Source organism: Ruegeria sp. CDSB117 (assembly GCF_059611005.1).
The window spans coordinates 43,252-60,260 of record NZ_JBXWOS010000021.1; the positions used below are offsets into that span (position 1 = coordinate 43,252).

The 17,009-nt window shown below is 56.1% G+C and carries 16 protein-coding genes and 1 pseudogene; 5 read left to right on the forward strand and 12 right to left on the reverse strand.

What is annotated here, in order from left to right:
• The first annotated feature begins 11 nt into the window (after nucleotides 1-11).
• Both AC2FJC_RS19425 and AC2FJC_RS19430 read left to right on the forward strand, forming a co-directional pair.
• Nucleotides 12-371, forward strand: a complete 360-nt coding sequence (locus tag AC2FJC_RS19425; protein WP_496740912.1) for a hypothetical protein — start codon at nucleotides 12-14, stop codon at nucleotides 369-371.
• A gap of 90 nt (nucleotides 372-461) precedes the next feature.
• Complete coding sequence (locus AC2FJC_RS19430) at nucleotides 462-1,988, forward strand: MFS transporter (protein WP_496740914.1); 1,527 nt, start codon at nucleotides 462-464, stop codon at nucleotides 1,986-1,988.
• A 48-nt stretch (nucleotides 1,989-2,036) separates the two neighbouring features.
• On the opposite strand, the gene AC2FJC_RS19435 is transcribed toward AC2FJC_RS19430, so the two are convergent.
• From AC2FJC_RS19435 to AC2FJC_RS19465, 7 genes and pseudogenes are all read right to left on the reverse strand, one after another.
• On the reverse strand, nucleotides 2,037-3,377 hold the full coding sequence (locus tag AC2FJC_RS19435; RefSeq protein WP_496740916.1) for a S41 family peptidase: 1,341 nt from the start codon (nucleotides 3,375-3,377) through the stop codon (nucleotides 2,037-2,039).
• Between the two features lie 6 nt (nucleotides 3,378-3,383).
• Nucleotides 3,384-4,514: a murein hydrolase activator EnvC family protein gene (locus AC2FJC_RS19440; RefSeq protein ID WP_496726920.1), complete on the reverse strand. Its 1,131-nt coding sequence runs from the start codon at nucleotides 4,512-4,514 to the stop codon at nucleotides 3,384-3,386.
• On the reverse strand, nucleotides 4,511-6,028 hold the full coding sequence (gpmI, locus tag AC2FJC_RS19445) for a 2,3-bisphosphoglycerate-independent phosphoglycerate mutase (protein ID WP_496740918.1): 1,518 nt from the start codon (nucleotides 6,026-6,028) through the stop codon (nucleotides 4,511-4,513). Before gpmI ends, AC2FJC_RS19440 begins: the two co-directional genes overlap by 4 nt.
• 94 nt (nucleotides 6,029-6,122) lie before the next feature.
• Nucleotides 6,123-7,804, reverse strand: a pseudogene (locus AC2FJC_RS19450) (sulfatase-like hydrolase/transferase).
• A gap of 75 nt (nucleotides 7,805-7,879) precedes the next feature.
• The gene (nqrM, locus tag AC2FJC_RS19455) at nucleotides 7,880-8,116 is read right to left on the reverse strand and encodes a (Na+)-NQR maturation NqrM (protein ID WP_058277146.1); all 237 of its coding nucleotides are present in this window, start codon (nucleotides 8,114-8,116) and stop codon (nucleotides 7,880-7,882) included.
• A gap of 15 nt (nucleotides 8,117-8,131) precedes the next feature.
• Nucleotides 8,132-9,157: an FAD:protein FMN transferase gene (locus tag AC2FJC_RS19460; RefSeq protein WP_496740920.1), complete on the reverse strand. Its 1,026-nt coding sequence runs from the start codon at nucleotides 9,155-9,157 to the stop codon at nucleotides 8,132-8,134.
• A 67-nt stretch (nucleotides 9,158-9,224) separates the two neighbouring features.
• Nucleotides 9,225-9,410, reverse strand: a complete 186-nt coding sequence (locus tag AC2FJC_RS19465) for a hypothetical protein (protein ID WP_108859706.1) — start codon at nucleotides 9,408-9,410, stop codon at nucleotides 9,225-9,227.
• A 121-nt stretch (nucleotides 9,411-9,531) separates the two neighbouring features.
• Between AC2FJC_RS19465 and AC2FJC_RS19470 the strand changes: the two genes are divergently transcribed.
• The 3 genes from AC2FJC_RS19470 to tviB all read left to right on the forward strand — a co-directional run bounded on the left by AC2FJC_RS19470 (nucleotide 9,532) and on the right by tviB (nucleotide 12,451).
• The gene (locus tag AC2FJC_RS19470; RefSeq protein ID WP_496740922.1) at nucleotides 9,532-10,056 is read left to right on the forward strand and encodes a CBS domain-containing protein; all 525 of its coding nucleotides are present in this window, start codon (nucleotides 9,532-9,534) and stop codon (nucleotides 10,054-10,056) included.
• Between the two features lie 85 nt (nucleotides 10,057-10,141).
• Nucleotides 10,142-11,155 carry an NAD-dependent epimerase/dehydratase family protein gene (locus AC2FJC_RS19475; RefSeq protein ID WP_496740924.1) on the forward strand — a complete coding sequence of 338 codons (1,014 nt, stop codon included), beginning with the start codon at nucleotides 10,142-10,144 and terminating at the stop codon, nucleotides 11,153-11,155.
• A 12-nt stretch (nucleotides 11,156-11,167) separates the two neighbouring features.
• Nucleotides 11,168-12,451: a Vi polysaccharide biosynthesis UDP-N-acetylglucosamine C-6 dehydrogenase TviB gene (tviB, locus tag AC2FJC_RS19480; protein WP_496740926.1), complete on the forward strand. Its 1,284-nt coding sequence runs from the start codon at nucleotides 11,168-11,170 to the stop codon at nucleotides 12,449-12,451.
• Between the two features lie 43 nt (nucleotides 12,452-12,494).
• Here the strand turns inward: tviB and nqrF are convergent, their stop codons facing one another.
• From nqrF to AC2FJC_RS19505, 5 genes are read right to left on the reverse strand one after another with little or no spacing between them, the layout of a single operon-like run.
• Nucleotides 12,495-13,718, reverse strand: a complete 1,224-nt coding sequence (gene nqrF / locus AC2FJC_RS19485; RefSeq protein WP_058277141.1) for an NADH:ubiquinone reductase (Na(+)-transporting) subunit F — start codon at nucleotides 13,716-13,718, stop codon at nucleotides 12,495-12,497.
• A 10-nt stretch (nucleotides 13,719-13,728) separates the two neighbouring features.
• On the reverse strand, nucleotides 13,729-14,337 hold the full coding sequence (nqrE, locus tag AC2FJC_RS19490; protein ID WP_058272100.1) for an NADH:ubiquinone reductase (Na(+)-transporting) subunit E: 609 nt from the start codon (nucleotides 14,335-14,337) through the stop codon (nucleotides 13,729-13,731).
• Nucleotides 14,337-14,990, reverse strand: coding sequence for an NADH:ubiquinone reductase (Na(+)-transporting) subunit D (locus tag AC2FJC_RS19495; RefSeq protein ID WP_058277140.1), 654 nt, complete (start codon nucleotides 14,988-14,990; stop codon nucleotides 14,337-14,339). Before AC2FJC_RS19495 ends, nqrE begins: the two co-directional genes overlap by 1 nt.
• The gene (locus AC2FJC_RS19500) at nucleotides 14,990-15,805 is read right to left on the reverse strand and encodes a Na(+)-translocating NADH-quinone reductase subunit C (protein WP_058272102.1); all 816 of its coding nucleotides are present in this window, start codon (nucleotides 15,803-15,805) and stop codon (nucleotides 14,990-14,992) included. Before AC2FJC_RS19500 ends, AC2FJC_RS19495 begins: the two co-directional genes overlap by 1 nt.
• On the reverse strand, nucleotides 15,798-17,006 hold the full coding sequence (locus AC2FJC_RS19505; RefSeq protein WP_496740928.1) for an NADH:ubiquinone reductase (Na(+)-transporting) subunit B: 1,209 nt from the start codon (nucleotides 17,004-17,006) through the stop codon (nucleotides 15,798-15,800). The genes AC2FJC_RS19500 and AC2FJC_RS19505 overlap by 8 nt, the downstream gene beginning before the upstream one ends.
• Nucleotides 17,007-17,009 lie beyond the last annotated feature (3 nt).

Here is a 17,009-nt window from a genome sequence, read left to right on the forward strand (position 1 = left end):
GAGCATTGGCCATGACACAACCAACCTTGACCCCAACCCTGTTCGAAAACGGCATCTGGCGCGGGTACCTGCAGGCCGACACTGAACCGCATGTCGAAGTCCGTTACATGGGCCAGGCGCTGGAGGGTGTGCACATGACCGCCACCGATGGTGGTTGGGAGCTGAGTGTGCCGGTGCCATCAACCGCGATTGCCGACGGGGTTCATTGCTTTGTAATAGCCGATGCAAACACAACACAGAAAATCGGTGAATTCACAATCATTGCGGGGGCATCAGCCGCGGATGATTTGCGAACCGAAATCGCTTTGTTGCGGGCGGAGCTCGACTTGTTGAAACGGGCGTTTAGACGGTCTCAGGCACCTTCGGACTGATCCGGGTTTTCTTCGTTTCCAAGCCTTTGTCTATCTTTCAGGCGGAATCCGTGCATCATAAAAGTCATCCGAAGCAACCCGGGTGCGAAAATGGACCGCAGCAGTATCGTCAAGGTCATCGCTCTGATGGTGACAGGGTTTGGGATCGGTATCGACTTTACCGGCGCTCTTATTCTTGTCCCCGCCATCGAAAACAGTTTTGACGCTGATATTACCAGCACCCAGTGGGTTCTGAACATCTACGCCTTGTTTTTTGCCATGACTATGGTCGCCGGGGGGCGCATGGGGGACATGTTTGGGCACCGCAAGATGATGATCATTGGGCTGGCAATCTTTCTGTTTGCGTCCGTCATGTGCTTTGTCTCTCCCAGTCTCGACTTTCTGATTGTGGCTCGCGCATTGCAGGGGATTGGTTCCGGCTGCGTCTGGCCTTGCACATTGGCTTTTGGCGCAACCAAAGTCTCGCGCCCTGAACACCGCGCCATGATCATGGGTATGATCCTGGCCGGCGTGACCAGCGGCAACGTCTTTGGACCGCTTATCAGCGGTTCCGCAGTCAGCTTTGGGGATTGGCGGTTTTTCTTTCTAGCAAACGTTGTGTTCTCGACCATTTCGATGGTTACGGCCTTGATCCTTATGGAACGTGAAACCCAGCATAAAAAGGGCGAACATATTGACTTTGCCGGGATGGGCATTCTCTCGCTTGCTGTTCTTTTACTGCTTTACGGGCTGGACGTCGGTGCGGACTGGGGCTGGACGTCTGTCCCGCTGCTGATGTTGTTTTTCGTCAGCGCCGCGCTGTTCTTCTTTTTCCCGCAAGTCGAAAAGCGCGTGAAAGAGCCTCTCTTGCTGCCACAAATGATGCAGAACCGCGAGTTTCGGATCACGCTGGGACTGAACATGTTCAACGTGTCGGCGGCCTTTGTCGGGCTGCTATACTTCCCTCAATACATGCAAAAGGTCCTTGGTTGGCCGGTGTTTGAGTCGGCGATTGGGCTTGCCCCGCTGACACTCCTGCTGGCCGTCGGTTCGATTGTTTCGGGTACTCTTTATAACGATTTCGGGCCAAAGCGCCTGCTGTTCTGGGGGTATTTAATCGCAACGACTGGCGCTCTCAGCATTATCATCTTGCCGGCGGGGCTGGGCTATTTTCAGATTTTGCCCGGCATGGCCATGATCGGGCTGGGCGCAACGTTGACGGTTGGGCCGTCAGGCACTGCAGCCGTGTGCGCCGTCAAACCTGAACGCGCTGGCCTTGTTGGCGGGCTGAGCTTTATGACCCATCTGGTATATGGTGCCATATCCGTCGCCTTCGCGACCGCAATTATGTATGTCGTCAGCCTGTCCAGCCTCAGCAAACAGCTGGTTGCGGATGGGATCAACATGTCTGCAACCGATCAAAAGGCGATCAACGGTGGAACGCTTACGACCGGTGCAGCCCGCGCTGTTATGGAAAAACTAAGCTCGGAAGAGGCTGAAAAGGTCAAATCTGCCATCGGCGCCGCATTTGATGCAGGTATGAATATGGCCTTTGTTTTCGCGGCCATCTCAGTCTCGATAGGCATTGTTCTGGCGATGATGCTTGATGAAGAGAAACTGCACAAGGTTGAGGTCTGATCCCGGCCTTTGCAGAAAGGGCCGCCGGTATCGGCGGCCCTGTTTGTTCTACTGAGACGGTCCGTTGGGGTTGAACGCCGACAAACCTTTGAGGATGTCGATGGCGTAGGCCAGCTGATAATCCTCTTCCCGCAATTCAGCCGTGGCTTCGGCTTTGGCGCGATCTTCTTCGATTTGGCGGATTTCATCTTCGCTCAGGCTGTCATTGTTCAGGCTGCCGCGCAGATCAGCTTCGGACCGCGTGCGGGCGTTGGCTTCCTCTTCCTCGGCATCCGGCGCAGGGCGCGGTTGTTCAACGATGATGTCGGGGCTGACGCCAAGTGCCTGAATTGACCGGCCCGAGGGCGTGTAGTAGCGCGAGGTCGTCAGACGCATTGCACCATCGCCACGCAGCGGCATGACCGTTTGCACCGATCCTTTGCCAAAGCTCTTGGTGCCGACAACGATCGCACGACGGTGATCTTGCAACGCGCCAGCTACGATTTCCGAAGCTGATGCCGAACCACCATTGATCAGTACAACGATCGGCTTGCCTTCGGCCAAATCACCCAGCGTGGCATTGAATCGCTCACCATCGCTTGGGTCGCGACCACGCGTGGACACGATCTCGCCTTCGTTCAGGAATGCGTCCGAAACTTTGATCGCCTGGGTCAGCAGCCCGCCGGGATTGTTCCGCAGGTCAAGGACAACACCATTGACCTTGTCCAGACCACCGGCTTCTTCGATCTGCTCATTCAGGCCTTCCTGCAGGTTCGGGAATGTCTGATCGTTGAAGGTGGTGACGCGCAGGACAACGCTGGTGCCTTCAGTCCGGGCACGCACGGCTGTCAGTTTGATGGTGTCCCGGATGATGGTGATATCAAACGGCTCTTGCTCGCCCTCACGGACGACGGTGATCACGATTTCCGACCCGACCGGGCCACGCATCAGATCGACGGCTTTGTCCAATGTCAGGCCAAGGATGCTTTCGCCATCGACATGCGTGATGAAATCACCCGCTTCGATCCCCGCCTCATCTGCCGGGGTATCGTCGATCGGCGAGACAACTTTGACATAGCCTTCCTCTTGCGTGACCTCGATGCCCAATCCACCGAATTCGCCACGTGTCTGCACGCGCATCTGCTCGGCATCATCGGGTGAAAGGTAGCTGGAATGCGGGTCAAGTGACGTGAGCATGCCGTCAATGGCCGCTTCGATCAGCTCTTCCGGCTCGACGTCTTCGACATACTGGGCGCGGATACGTTCGAAAATATCGCCAAACAGATCCAATTGCTCGTACACGCTGGCCTTGCGGTCAGCTTCTTGCGCCAGCAAAGGACCAGCGATTTGTGTAGTTGCGATTACACCTGCCACGGTTCCGGCCAGACCGGCCATCAGAAATTTCTTCATACTCGTTTATCCATCCTTGTCGGTCCGAAACCATGATTCCGGGTCCACGGGGCTGTTATTCTGTCTTACCTCTATATAGAGCGTTTCTGATCGGTCAGTTCCAGTGCCATCACCGCTTGTTGACAAAATTGCGCCGATTTCGGGCGATTCACCCGGCATCAAACCTACCGGAGTGCCTTCGGGGATGACCTCGCCCATGTCTCCGTAAACGTCTTGCAGCCCGGCGAACACGAACAACAAGCCCGGTTGCGGCTCGAGGATCATGACGTTCCCGAGCTCCAGCAATGGTCCACGATACCGGATCGTTGCCGCGGTTGGCGCTGTAACAATTGCCCGAGGACGGGTGGCCAAAACCACACCGGGGCGCGTCACACCAGCCGCGTCAGTCTCATCCGCGCGGTGCAAAACAACACCTTGGGTCGGCAATTCAATCCGCCCCTTGCGGTCAGAGACATCCGCGTCTGTTTCAGCAATTTCGCCTTCCGGGATTTCGGACAATCCGCTGGCAAACCCATCCAGCGTCTCGGTTGATGAGATCAGGATGGCGGTGCGCACCGGATCTTCGACAAAGCGACGGGGCAAATCCGTGCGGTCAGCGATGGCCTCGCTTAGGCTGGTGCGCGCGTTTTGCACACCGGTTAGCCCTTCGACCAGAGTGTCTGCAGCACTTTGCTGAAGTTTCCGAAGGGTCTGGACCTCTTGCAGATCATGGGCCAGTGCCTGCGCGCGCGCGTTCAGTCCGGGAGTAACTTCGGACAGCATCATGCCTGCCCGCGCGGAACCAAGGGGCCCGGACGGGTGCAGCATCAGAACGGGTGGTGCCGTGGTCTCAATGGTCTGCAATACACCCAGCAGCTGCGCGACCTCCTGTTCCCGCGACCGCAATTCTGCTGTCAGCTGTGCCTCGCGGGTCGCTGCTATGCGCAACCCGTCCCGCATCGCTGAAAGCCCGGCCTCATAAGCCTGGATAGTTTCGGTCAGGGCACGCACGCGGTCGCGGGCACCGTCGGCTTCAGTCAGGTTGATCGAGGCCTGTTCCAGCATGCGCGCCGCATTCAAGGCTGCTGTGGACGGATCATTCTGCGCGCTGGCAGGCGACGCAAGACATATCGCAAAGATAAGCGCGCGCATCCTCATGACAGCAGGCTCTGCCCCGTCATCTCGGGCGGTTGCTCAAGACCCATCAGGTCCAGCAGCGTCGGGGCTAGATCGGAAAGGCGGCCGTTTCGTAGCGATGCATCTTTTGGTCCACCGACCAGCGCCACGGGAACCGGGTTCAGAGTATGCGCGGTGTGCGGCCCGCCGGTTTCGGGGTCAACCATGACCTCGCAATTGCCGTGATCCGCAGTGACGATCATAGCGCCACCGACCTTGTTCAGCGCCGCGACAACCTGCGACAAGCCTTGATCGACGGCCTCACATGCCTTGATTGCGGCTTGCAGATCGCCGGTGTGACCAACCATGTCCGGGTTGGCATAATTCGTGACGATCAGGTCATAGTCCGCCTCGATCGCCTCGACAAATTTCGCCGTCACTTCGGCCGAAGACATCTCGGGCTGCAGGTCATAGGTGGCCACTTTGGGCGATTTTGGCATATACCGGTCTTCGCCTTCCTCGGGCGTTTCCTTGCCACCATTGAGGAAGAACGTGACATGAGGGTATTTTTCGGTCTCGGCCAGACGGAACTGGCGCAACCCTTTCTTGGCAACCCACTCACCCAAAGTGTTCACGATTTTCCGCTTGGGGAACACGGTTGTCATATAGGCATTGTGACCGTCGGAATACTCGACCATTCCCAACAGGGCGGAAAGCTGCGGGCGCGGGCCCGTATCGAAGTCCGAAAAGCCCGGTTCGCCAATCGCACGCAAGATTTCACGGGCGCGGTCCGCTCGGAAATTCAAACAGAAAACCCCGTCACCATCCTGAATGCCGTCGTAACCTTCCAGAACAGTGGGAGAGATGAACTCATCGGTTTCAGACTGGTTATATGCGTGATCCACAGCGCCATGCGCGGTTGTGGCAGCCCGACCCTGGCCTTTGACCATCGCATCATAAGCCTCGCTGACGCGTTCCCAGCGATTGTCCCGATCCATTGCAAAATACCGACCGCAAACCGTGACGATACGCGCCCCGTCGGGCAAACGATCTTCAAGTTCCGATAGGTAGGTGAATGCCGATTTCGGAGCGACGTCGCGCCCGTCCGTCATGGCGTGCAACGCCACCGGAACGCCCGCATCGGTGATCGCCTTGGCAGCAGCGACGATGTGGTTCAAATGACCGTGGACACCACCGTCCGAGACCAAACCCATTAGATGCGCCGTTCCACCCGCTGCCTTCACCTTTGCGATGAAGGTCTGCAATGCGGCACTGTCGAAAAAGCTGCCGTCTTCAATTGCCAGGTCGATCTGCCCCAGATCCATCGCAACAACACGGCCCGCGCCAATATTGGTGTGGCCAACCTCGGAATTGCCCATCTGGCCGCTGGGCAAGCCGGCATCAGGGCCATGTGTAACTATGGTCGCGTGCGGCCCATTGGTCATGATCGCATCAAAGGTCGGCGTGTTTGCAAGATACGGCGCGTTAGACCGTGTGTCTTCGGACAGGCCCCAACCATCAAGAATGCACAGGACGACAGGTTTGGGGGCGGTCATTGCGGCTCTCCGGATTTCTGCTCTGGTCGGTCTTGTATCGCCTGCCCTCGGGCAATTGAACCTTATTTTGTGCGCGGTCGTGCAGATTTAATACTTAGGCCGCCCAACCCTTGTTTATCAATTCCGTATACGGACGCGCCGTGCGACCGCGATACTTGACGGTCAGGTCCAGCGGCGCATCTTTTTCATCATAGACCCCGACCATGATCCCCCTGCCCCGGCTTTTGCTCCGCATCTCAATCAGCTGCTGTTCCGACCGGGTCGTGCGCTGCGACTGGCGGCGTGTCCAAACGAACAGGTGGTCGTACATTGTGGCAACAACATCGGCGTGATCGGCACTGTTCCCCAGATCGACAAGCTCGTTAGGGTCATTTTCCAGATCAAACAGGATAGGCCGATGACCGCCTTCGCAGTGGATCAGCTTCCACTTTTTGTTGGCTGCCATGAACATAACTGCGTCCCGGACAGAGGCATTCAGCATGTCTGCAATTGGTGATGCAGAGTAGTCGTACTCACAAATCACCACATCGCGGGGTGTTTCGTTCTGCTGCCCATGTAGGATCGGAAGCAAGGAATGCCCCTCAAGGATATGCCCGGCGATCTCACCGCCCGCCACATCTACAAATGTCGGAGCAAGGTCGATGGATTCAACCAGTGCATCGCTGACAGTGCCACGCGTTCCATCTGCTTCGGGTGACGGGTCATAGATGATCAGTGGCACCTTGGTTGATGCGTCCTGAAAGAACGTTTTCTCGCCCATCCAGTGATCGCCCAGAAAATCGCCGTGATCGGATGTCCGCACAATCATCGTGTCCTCCATCCGGCCAGTTTTCTCCATCCAGTCAAACAGTCGCCCCATCTGGTCATCGGCCTGTTTGATCAGCCCCATATAGGCCGGGATCACCGCATCACGTACATCCTGCCGCGAGAATGTCTGCCCGACTTTAGTATCCATGAATGCCTTGAGCACCGGATGCGCATTCTGACGTTCCGTGTCGGAGCGCACGACCGGCAGAACATGTTCCGGCCCGTACATCGAGGCATAAGGTTCCGGCACGATGTATGGCCAATGCGGCTTGATAAAGCTCAGATGACAGCACCACGGGCCATCATGGGTATCCATGAATTCGATGCCTCGTCCGGTCAGATAAGGGGTTTCGCTGTCCTCTTCCGCTATATTGGCCGCCTCGGTTGAGTTCTTCAAAAACCAGCCCGACAGGACATTGCCGTCCTCATCCAGCCCCGAATTAGCAAAGTCGTGCCAAGGGTTGTCACTCTCATACCCTTATGCATCCAGATGCTTATTGAATTCCTTTGCGCCATCCGGATCATAAAACCCGTCAGGTCCTTCGGGCAGCATACCGTCATCGCGTTCATACACATCAAACCCGCATTCCGCGACGCGCGCGCCGATCAGACTGTTAGGCTCCAATCCCAGCCGCTCCATGCCTTCCGCATCTGCGCGCATATGGGTCTTGCCAACCAACCAGCAGTCCATGCCTGCCTTGCGGAGGTGATCCCCCATCGTGATTTCACCAACTTTCAGTGGAATGCCATTCCATGAGGCGCCGTGTGAATGCACGTAGCGGCCGGTATATGTCGACATGCGCGAGCTGCCGCAAATCGGCGACTGGATAAGGCCCTATCAAAGCGGACTCCGTTAGCAGCCAGCCAGTCAATTTTGGGGGTATGCAAACACGGATGCCCGTAACAGCTGAGGTAATCCCAGCGCAGCTGATCGAACATGATAAACAGGATGTTTTTGGCTTTGGCCAAACGCGCACCCTCCCCCAAGTTACCTCAGGGGTCTATTTAGCCATTACCATCACTATAGCGAAGCGCAATCTGCGCTTAAGCCTGACGCTCCATCTGCTCAAGCATCTTTTTGGCACGTTTACACTGCAATTGATCACGCAGGGGCGAGTCCGGGTCGACATCCTTTTGGCAGACCACACACTTGTCCGCGCCCGAGATTGCGTTCAGACCACCACAGCTGCCTTTGATCGTCTTGCCCATCAGCATGACACCCAGCGACATGCCAACCACGATGATCAAAAGCAGAAAAAAGGCTATGATAAAGGTGCTCATCCCGGTTCCTACCTGTCAGTTGGTGCCCAGTGCGTCTTTGAACGCAGTACTGTGAACCGTAATATAGGCATCGTCGCCGCCTGTCACATCCCGCGAGATGAAATACACGGCAAGTTTATGTTCTTCGGCCAGTTCCAGGCCTTTATCCTGACCCAGCGCCAGCATTGCCGTCGCCCAGGCATCCGCCATCATCGCATTTTCAGCCAGAACCGTGACCGAGGTCGTGCGGTGTGTTATCGGACGACCTGTTGTTGGGTCGATGATATGCGAATACCGCACGCCGTCCTGTTCAAAGAAATTCTTGTAGTCGCCCGACGTGGCCATGCCCAGATCGTCCAACTGAACTACCAACTGCAGGTTTTGGGCCCCCGCTTCGGGTTTTTCGATCCCGATCCGCCAAGCCTCACCCTTGTCGTTCTGGCCCATGGTGACCAGATCGCCGCCGATCTCGACCATATAGTTTTCGATCCCAGCGTCGCGTAGCGTCGCAGCCACGGCGTCGATGCCGTATCCTTTTGCGATTGCAGACAGGTTGATGCCCACGCCAGCATCTGATTTGGCCAGTGTTCCGCTTTCGCTATCCAGTGTTAGCAGGCGGTCTTGACCGACGCTGTCCAAAGCCGCCTGAATCTCAGCGTCAGATGGGACAGGATCTTCCGGCTTGCGCGGGCCAAAGCCCCACAGCTCGATCAGCGGACCAAGCGTGACGTCAAATGTGCCGCCGGACTTTTCGTGCACATTATTCGCGGCATCGATGACCAAGGCGAATTCTTCAGAAATCACGGTTGGGTCAGTGCTAGTCGACGCCGAAAATGTCGAAACCTCGGAATTGGGGTCCCAGTTGGACATCTTGGCGTTCACGTCTGCCAACGTCTCTTCGACGGCAGAGCCCAATGCTGCCTCATCCACATCCGTGCCGATAGCGGTGATGTTGAATGTGGTTCCCATGGTCTCACCGGACAGGCGCACAACCTCGGGTTCTTTGTCAAAGAGACATCCGGAAACAAGTGTTGCAACAGCCAGAACAGGCAAAAGGCGCATCGAGAGACCTCCAGAGGAAAACCGTGCCCGGCATATGCCAGCGGCCCTTTACAGAGTCAAACCGACTTCACAGCTTTAGCGGCAGGAAGCCCAACATAAGCAGCCCGATGCCGGCAGGTACACCAAATAGCCAAGCTTTCTTTTGCCAGCCAACAGCCTGCTGTTTCCAGGCCATTCTAAAGTTATGCCCGCATACGACCACGGCAAAAAAAATCAGCACTGCGACGGGCGGGGTAAGGTACAGGTCAGACAACAGGCTGGATATCCTTGTTTAGCGGCAGTTTTCCCCGGTTTGGGCATTTGCACCCTATACAGACCGCATTGCTGCGGTAAGGTGTAAGGGAAGCCATCTCAAAAATAAGAGGAGATTGCCAATGGCCCCAACCTCATATCAGCCCCCTACCCGCGGCGACAAGACCGATACAAGCACGCACAGCCAATCGGTTGAATCCAATCTTTCGCACACTCAGACGACAGTGGCGAAATTGCTTTCGGGCAAAGGGGATGCTGTATTTGCGGTGCGCCCAAATGACACGATCCATTCGGTCGTGAATACACTAAGGGAAAAGCGGATTGGTGCAGTTGTTGTGACCGATCAGAACGGGACCCTTCAGGGAATTCTGTCCGAACGCGATATCGTTCGACGCATGGCCGACACGCCCGGCCAGACCCTGCCGCAATCCGTCGAGGATCTGATGACCCGCGAGGTCAAGACATGTTCCCCGGACGATTTCCTGAATGATGTGCTCAAAACCATGACCGAAGGGCGTTTCCGCCACATGCCGGTTCTGAGCGACGGCAAGTTGAGCGGCGTGATCACGATTGGTGATGTGGTCCATTTCCGGCTGAAAGAGCTGGAATATGAAGCCTTGCGCATGAAACAAATGATTGTTGGCTGACCGGTCCGGCAGAAAACCCCTTGACCTTGGCTGACCGACGGTATCTCTGATGCCAAAATTGGTTCGGTTACAGGTCGAGGGAAAAATGAAACGCGTTCTGGTAACAGGTACAGCGGGATTCATCGGGTTCCATCTGGCAAGAGTGTTGCTTGCGGAAGGGTTCCAGGTGCACGGCTATGACGGGATGACCGACTATTATGATGTCGCGTTGAAAAACCGTCGGCATCAGATGCTGCTTCAGAACCCCGGTTTTTCGGCCACTGAGGATGTGCTTGAAAATCACGAAAAGCTCAAACAGGTCGGGGATGAATTTCAGCCCGATGTAATCGTGCACCTCGCCGGTCAGGCTGGTGTGCGATACAGCCTGGAAGATCCGCGCAGCTATATCGACTCGAACATTGTCGGCACGTTCAACGTGATGGAAGTTGCACGCGAACATAATGTTGAACATCTTTTGATGGCCTCAACATCGTCGGTCTATGGCGCGAATGAGGTTATGCCCTTTACCGAGCTTGAAAAGGCCGACACGCCTCTGACCATCTATTCGGCGACCAAAAAGGCCAATGAGGCCATGGGGCATTCCTATGCGCATCTTTGGAACTTGCCCACGACGATGTTTAGGTTCTTCACTGTCTATGGGACCTGGGGGCGCCCTGACCTGGCACTGTACAAGTTTGTGGATGCCATTCTGGATGACCGTCCGATCGACATCTACAATCATGGCGACATGTATCGCGATTTTACCAATGTGGATGATCTTGTCCACGGAATCCGGCTGTTGATCGACAGCCCGCCCGCGCGCCCCGACAGCGCAGATGACATCGAAGAAGGCGACAGCCTTTCGCCCGTGGCGCCTTGGCGCGTGGTTAATATTGGTAACGGCGACAAAGTGCGCCTGTTGGATTTTGTAGAGGCGATCGAAGAAGCTGTCGGCAAGAAAGCAATCAGAAACTATATGCCCATACAGATGGGCGATGTCCCGGCCACTTGGGCCGATACCAATCTGTTGCAGCGATTAACCGGGTATCGCCCACAAACCGATTTCAAGGTCGGGATTGCCCAATTCGTGGAATGGTTCCGCGACTATCACGGAAAATGAACTGAGTGCCGCATGCTCGAAGCAGACCCCAATTCCCGTAAAATTGCCGTCATTGGCCTGGGTTATGTCGGCCTGCCACTCGCAGTGGCGTTTGCCGGGGTGGGCCCGGTCATTGGGTTTGATATCAATGCCAAACGCATTGACGCGTTGCGCGCGGGGCGGGATAGCACTCAGGAAGTTGCCCCCAATGATCTGGGCGCTGCGACAGGTTTGACCTTTACTTCGGTACCTTCCGATCTGGCGGGATGTGATACCTTTATCGTGACGGTTCCAACGCCAATCACGGCGGGCAAACAACCGGATTTGTCGCCCTTACTGAGTGCGTCCAAGACGGTCGGGCAAATTCTGAAAAAAGGTGACCTGGTGATCTACGAGTCCACGGTCTATCCCGGCGCGACCGAGGAAGACTGTGTGCCAGTGCTCGAACGGGCCTCCGGGCTGAAATTCAACAGGGATTTCTTTGTCGGATACAGCCCGGAACGGATCAATCCCGGTGATAAGGGTCATCGCATCTCAGACATTTGCAAGGTGACCTCGGGCTCGACACCCGAAGTTGCCGATTTGGTAGATGCGCTTTATGGCCGGATTATCGCGGCAGGTACACACAAGGCGGAAAGCATTCGCGTAGCCGAAGCCGCGAAGGTTATCGAAAACACCCAACGCGACCTGAACATCGCGCTGGTCAATGAATTGGCGATGATTTTTGGACGCCTGGGCATTGATACTGATGCCGTTTTGCGCGCAGCTGGCACCAAGTGGAATTTTTTGCCCTTCCGTCCTGGCCTGGTCGGCGGACACTGCATCGGCGTCGATCCTTATTACCTGACACATAAGGCAGAGGCGGTCGGCCATCATCCACAGATCATTCTGGCTGGGCGACGCCTGAACGACAGCATGGGCGGCTATGTCGTGTCGCAACTGGTAAAGCGGATGGCCCGCGTCGGGATTGACGTAGGATCGGCGCGCGTGCTGGTCATGGGGCTGACATTCAAGGAAAACTGCCCGGATCTGCGCAACACAAGGGTCGTCGATATCATAGGCGAACTTAAGGATTACGGTATTGAGGTCGATGTGCACGACCCGCACGCCGATGCCGCGGAAGCGTTGGCCGAGTATGGAATTTCCCTTGTCGCCGCCCCCAATGAACGCGCCTATGACGGCGTCGTTTTAGCCGTCGCACATCAGGAATTCCTAGATGTCAAACCCGCGCAAATCAGAGCGTATGGAAAAGACACAAGCGTGGTCTTCGACGTTAAGTCGGTCCTACCGATAGAGGCCAGCGACCTTCGCCTTTGAGCACAAAAGAAAACCGGCGCTATAAGCGCCGGTTCTTTGTTTCTTACCCGCCGAAATCGTCGAGCATGATGTCTTCGCGGTCCACGCCCAGATCCAGCAGCATGTTGATGACCGACTGATTCATGATTGGTGGGCCACACATATAGAACTCACAGTCCTCAGGCGCAGGGTGGTTTTTGAGATATTCTTCGAACAGAACATTGTGGATAAAGCCGGTGTAGCCTTTCCAATCGTCCTCTGGCTGCGCATCCGACAGGGCAACATGCCATTCGAAGTTGTCGAATTCCTCGGCCAGAGTGTCGAAATCCTCGACAAAGAACATCTCTTTCTTGGACCGTGCGCCGTACCAGAAGCTGATTTTGCGGTCGCGATTTTCCAGACGCTTGAGCTGGTCGAAGATGTGGCTGCGCATGGGCGCCATACCGGCGCCACCGCCGATAAAGACCATCTCTTTCTGGGTGTCGCGGGCAAAGAACTCGCCAAACGGGCCCGAGATGGTGACCTTGTCACCCGGTTTCAGGTTGAAGATGTAAGACGACATCTGACCTGCTGGGATACCTTCGGAACCGGGAGGTGGCGAGGCAACGCGGACGTTCAGCATGATCATGCCTTTTTCATCCGGGTAGTTGGCCATTGAATATGCGCGCTCGATCGGTTCGTTCACAACCGATTCATACTGCCACAGATTGAAGCGGTCCCAATCTTCGCGGTATTCCTCTTCCACGTCGAAATCAGTGTATTTCAACGCATGCGCAGGGGCTTCGATCTGGATGTATCCGCCAGCGCGGAAATTTACGTCCTCGCCCTCGGGCAAATCCAGGGTCAGCGCTTTGATGAAGGTTGCCACGTTTTCGTTCGAGCGAACTGTGCATTCCCATTTCTTGACACCAAAGACCTCTTCGGGAACTTCGATGTTCATGTCCTGCTTGACCGCAACCTGACAGGACAGGCGGTCGCCGCAAGAGGCTTCGCGCTTGGTGATATGGCTTTCTTCAGTCGGCAGGATCGAACCGCCACCTGAATGAACACGCACGCGGCACTGCGCACAGGTGCCACCACCGCCGCAGGCAGAAGGCACAAACAGTTTTTCGGCCGCCAGTGTCTGCAGCAATTTGCCACCTGCGGGAACGGAAATGGTTTTTTCGCCGTTGATTGTGATGTTCACATCGCCAGTCGATACCAGTTTCGAGCGAGCGGCCATGATGAGGGCCACCAAAGCGACAACGATCAGGGTGAAAAGGACGACGCCCAGGCTAAAAGTTTCCATTCGTCCCTCCTTACAGCTTCACGCCCGAGAAAGACATGAAGGCCATCGCCATCAGTCCCGCGGTGATGAAAGTGATGCCAAGGCCCTGCAAGCCATCCGGAATATCCGAGTACTTCAGCTTTTCACGAACACCCGCCATAGCGGTGATCGCCAGTGCCCAGCCAAAGCCCGAAGACACACCATAAGTGGCTGCTTCGGCAAAGTTATAGTCACGCTCGACCATAAACAGCGATCCCCCCAGAATGGCGCAGTTCACTGTGATAAGCGGCAGGAAGATCCCCAGCGCGTTGTAAAGCGGCGGGAAGTACTTATCCAGAACCATCTCAAGGATCTGCACCATCGCCGCGATCACGCCAATGTAGGAGATCAGACCAAGGAAGGTCAGGTCCACATCAGGGAAACCCGCCCAGGCCAACGCACCGGGCTTCAGCAGATAACTGAGCAGCAGGTTGTTCGTGGGAACGGTGATCGCCTGAACGACCATGACCGAGATGCCCAGACCCAGCGCGGTCGAGATCTTCTTGGATACGGCGATGAATGTACACATCCCGAGGAAGAAGCTGAGCGCGAGGTTTTCAACAAAGATGGCCTTCACGGCCAGTGAAATCAGACCTTCCATCAGTGGGCCTCTACCTGCTGAATTTTGTATTCACGTTCTTCGACCTGGTTCGGCTTCCATGTGCGGAAGGCCCAGATGATCAGACCGATGATAAAGAACGCGGACGGCGGCAGCAGCAGCATGCCGTTGGGCACGTACCAGCCACCATTGTTGACGGTCTGAAGAATGGTGACGCCAAACAGCGACCCGTTGCCGAACAGTTCGCGAATGAAGCCAACAAGCAGCAGGATCAGACCGTAGCCCATTCCGTTGCCCAGGCCGTCAATGAAGGACGCGACGGGCGGGTTCTTCATCGCAAATGCTTCGGCGCGGCCCATCACGATACAGTTGGTGATGATCAGGCCGACAAAAACCGACAAGGTTTTGGAAATCTCAAAGGCGTAAGCCTTGAGAACCTGATCCACCAGGATCACCAGCGACGCGATGATCACCATCTGTACGATGATCCGGATCGAGCCCGGGATCTGGTTGCGTAGGCAGGAGATGAAGAAGGACGAGAACGAGGTCACGAAGGTAACCGCCAGCGCCATCACGAAGGACACCTGCAGCGAAGAGGTCACCGCCAGCGCCGAACAGATACCCAGCACCTGCAGTGTGATCGGGTTGTTGTCGACAAGCGGGTCGACCAGCATCTCTCTCTTGGTCTGGGACATCAGAACTCTCCTGCTTGCAGTTTGGCCAGGAACGGAGCGAAGCCCGCATCACCCATCCAGAATTTCACCAGGTTATCAACACCAACCGAAGTCAGCGTGGCACCGGCCAGCGCATCTACATAAAAGTCGGGGCCAGCGGCAGGTTGCGACTTGGATACTGTGATCTGCAGATCACCGGCATCATCCCGCAGCTTCTTGCCGTTCCACAACGCTTTCCAACGCGGATTGTCCACCTCGGCGCCAAGACCGGGGGTTTCGCCGTGCTGATAGAATTGAAGGCCGTAGATATCGTTGCCGTTGTTTTCCAGCGCGATAAAGCCATAAAGCGTCGACCACAGACCATAGCCGTGCAGCGGCAGGATCACCTTGTCCAACTCGCCGGATTCGTCGCGCAGCAGGTAGACAACACGGTACAACGCCTTGCGACCAATACCAGCCGGGTCATCGTCCAGCGCGACGCTCAGCTCTGGATCGCTTGCGGCGGCCAGGTCGTCGAATGTTGCGGGATCGAACTGGTCGTCGACGAACTCACCCGTCGAAAGTTCAACAACGTGCGGCTCGAATGCGGCGAACGCCTCAGACACGTCGGTGCCGGGTTCATAAACACCAGCTACCTGCAGAACGTTGATCTGCTTGTCCTTCAGCGCGTTGGCTTCCTGGACCGGGCGCAGGCTAACGGCTGCGGCTGACACAACCATCGAGGCCACCAGACAAACGGCGACGGCGATAAAGATCGTTTTACCGACCGAGTCCGGCGAGGCCGCCAGAAACTTGGCAATCGCGCCCTTGGGTTCTGGGGATTGCGTATCAGACATGGCGACGCGCCCTCCGTTTGATGTTTGCCTGAACGACGAAGTAGTCAATCAGCGGTGCAAAGACGTTACCGAACAGGATTGCCAGCATCATGCCTTCGGGGAAAGCGGGGTTCACCACACGGATCAACACAACCATGATACCGATCAGAGCACCGTAGATATACCGGCCCATGTTGGTGTGGCTGGCTGAAACGGGCTCGGTCACCATGAAAGCCAGACCGAAAGCGTAACCGCCGACGACGACGTGCCAGTACCATGGCATCGCAAACATCGGGTTGGTATCCGACCCAATGAGGTTGAACAGCAGCGTCAGACCTATGGTCCCAGCCAGACACCCTACAATCAGGCGGAAATTGGCGATGCGCGTCATCAACAGAAATGCCAGACCGATCATACAAGCCAGGGTCGAGGTCTCACCAAAGCTGCCCTGCATCTGACCAAGAAACGCATTCCACCATGTCAGCCCCTCAGTGGCCAACGCCTGATATCCTTCTGAGGCGGATACCGACAGCGCCGTCGCGCCTGAAAAGCCATCAACCGGGGTCCAGACTGTGTCACCAGACATGTTCGCCGGGTAGGCAAAGTACAGGAACGCACGACCGACGAGCGCTGGGTTCAGGAAGTTCTTGCCAGTGCCGCCAAAGACTTCTTTACCGATCACCACCCCGAAGATGATGCCCAACGCAACCTGCCAAAGTGGCGTGGATGCGGGCATTATTAGCGTGTAAAGCATTGAAGTTACAAGGAAACCCTCGTTCACCTCATGGCCGCGAACAGTGGCAAAGATGACCTCAAAGATGCCGCCCGCAACCAGAGTGACGATGTAAATCGGAAGGAAATACATCATCCCGTGCATCACATTGGCAAAGATGCTGGCAGGGTTCAGCGAGATGCCGAACATCTGCAGGATGGCGATCCGCCAGCCAGTAGCTGAATCTGGTCCAAGCGCGGCAATGGCCGAGTTCGCCTGAAAGCCGGTATTGTACATTCCCCACAGGATACAGGGGATCGTGGCGATCACGACATAGGTCATGATCCGCTTCATATCCACGTAGGACCGAGCATGGGGTGCAACGGAGGTTACGGTTTTCGGAGTGTAGATGAAGCTTTCGACCATCTCGTAGATGGGGAAATACTTCTCGTACTTGCCGCCTTTGGTAAAGTTCGGCTCGATCCGGTCAAAGAAGTTGCGCAAACCCATTCG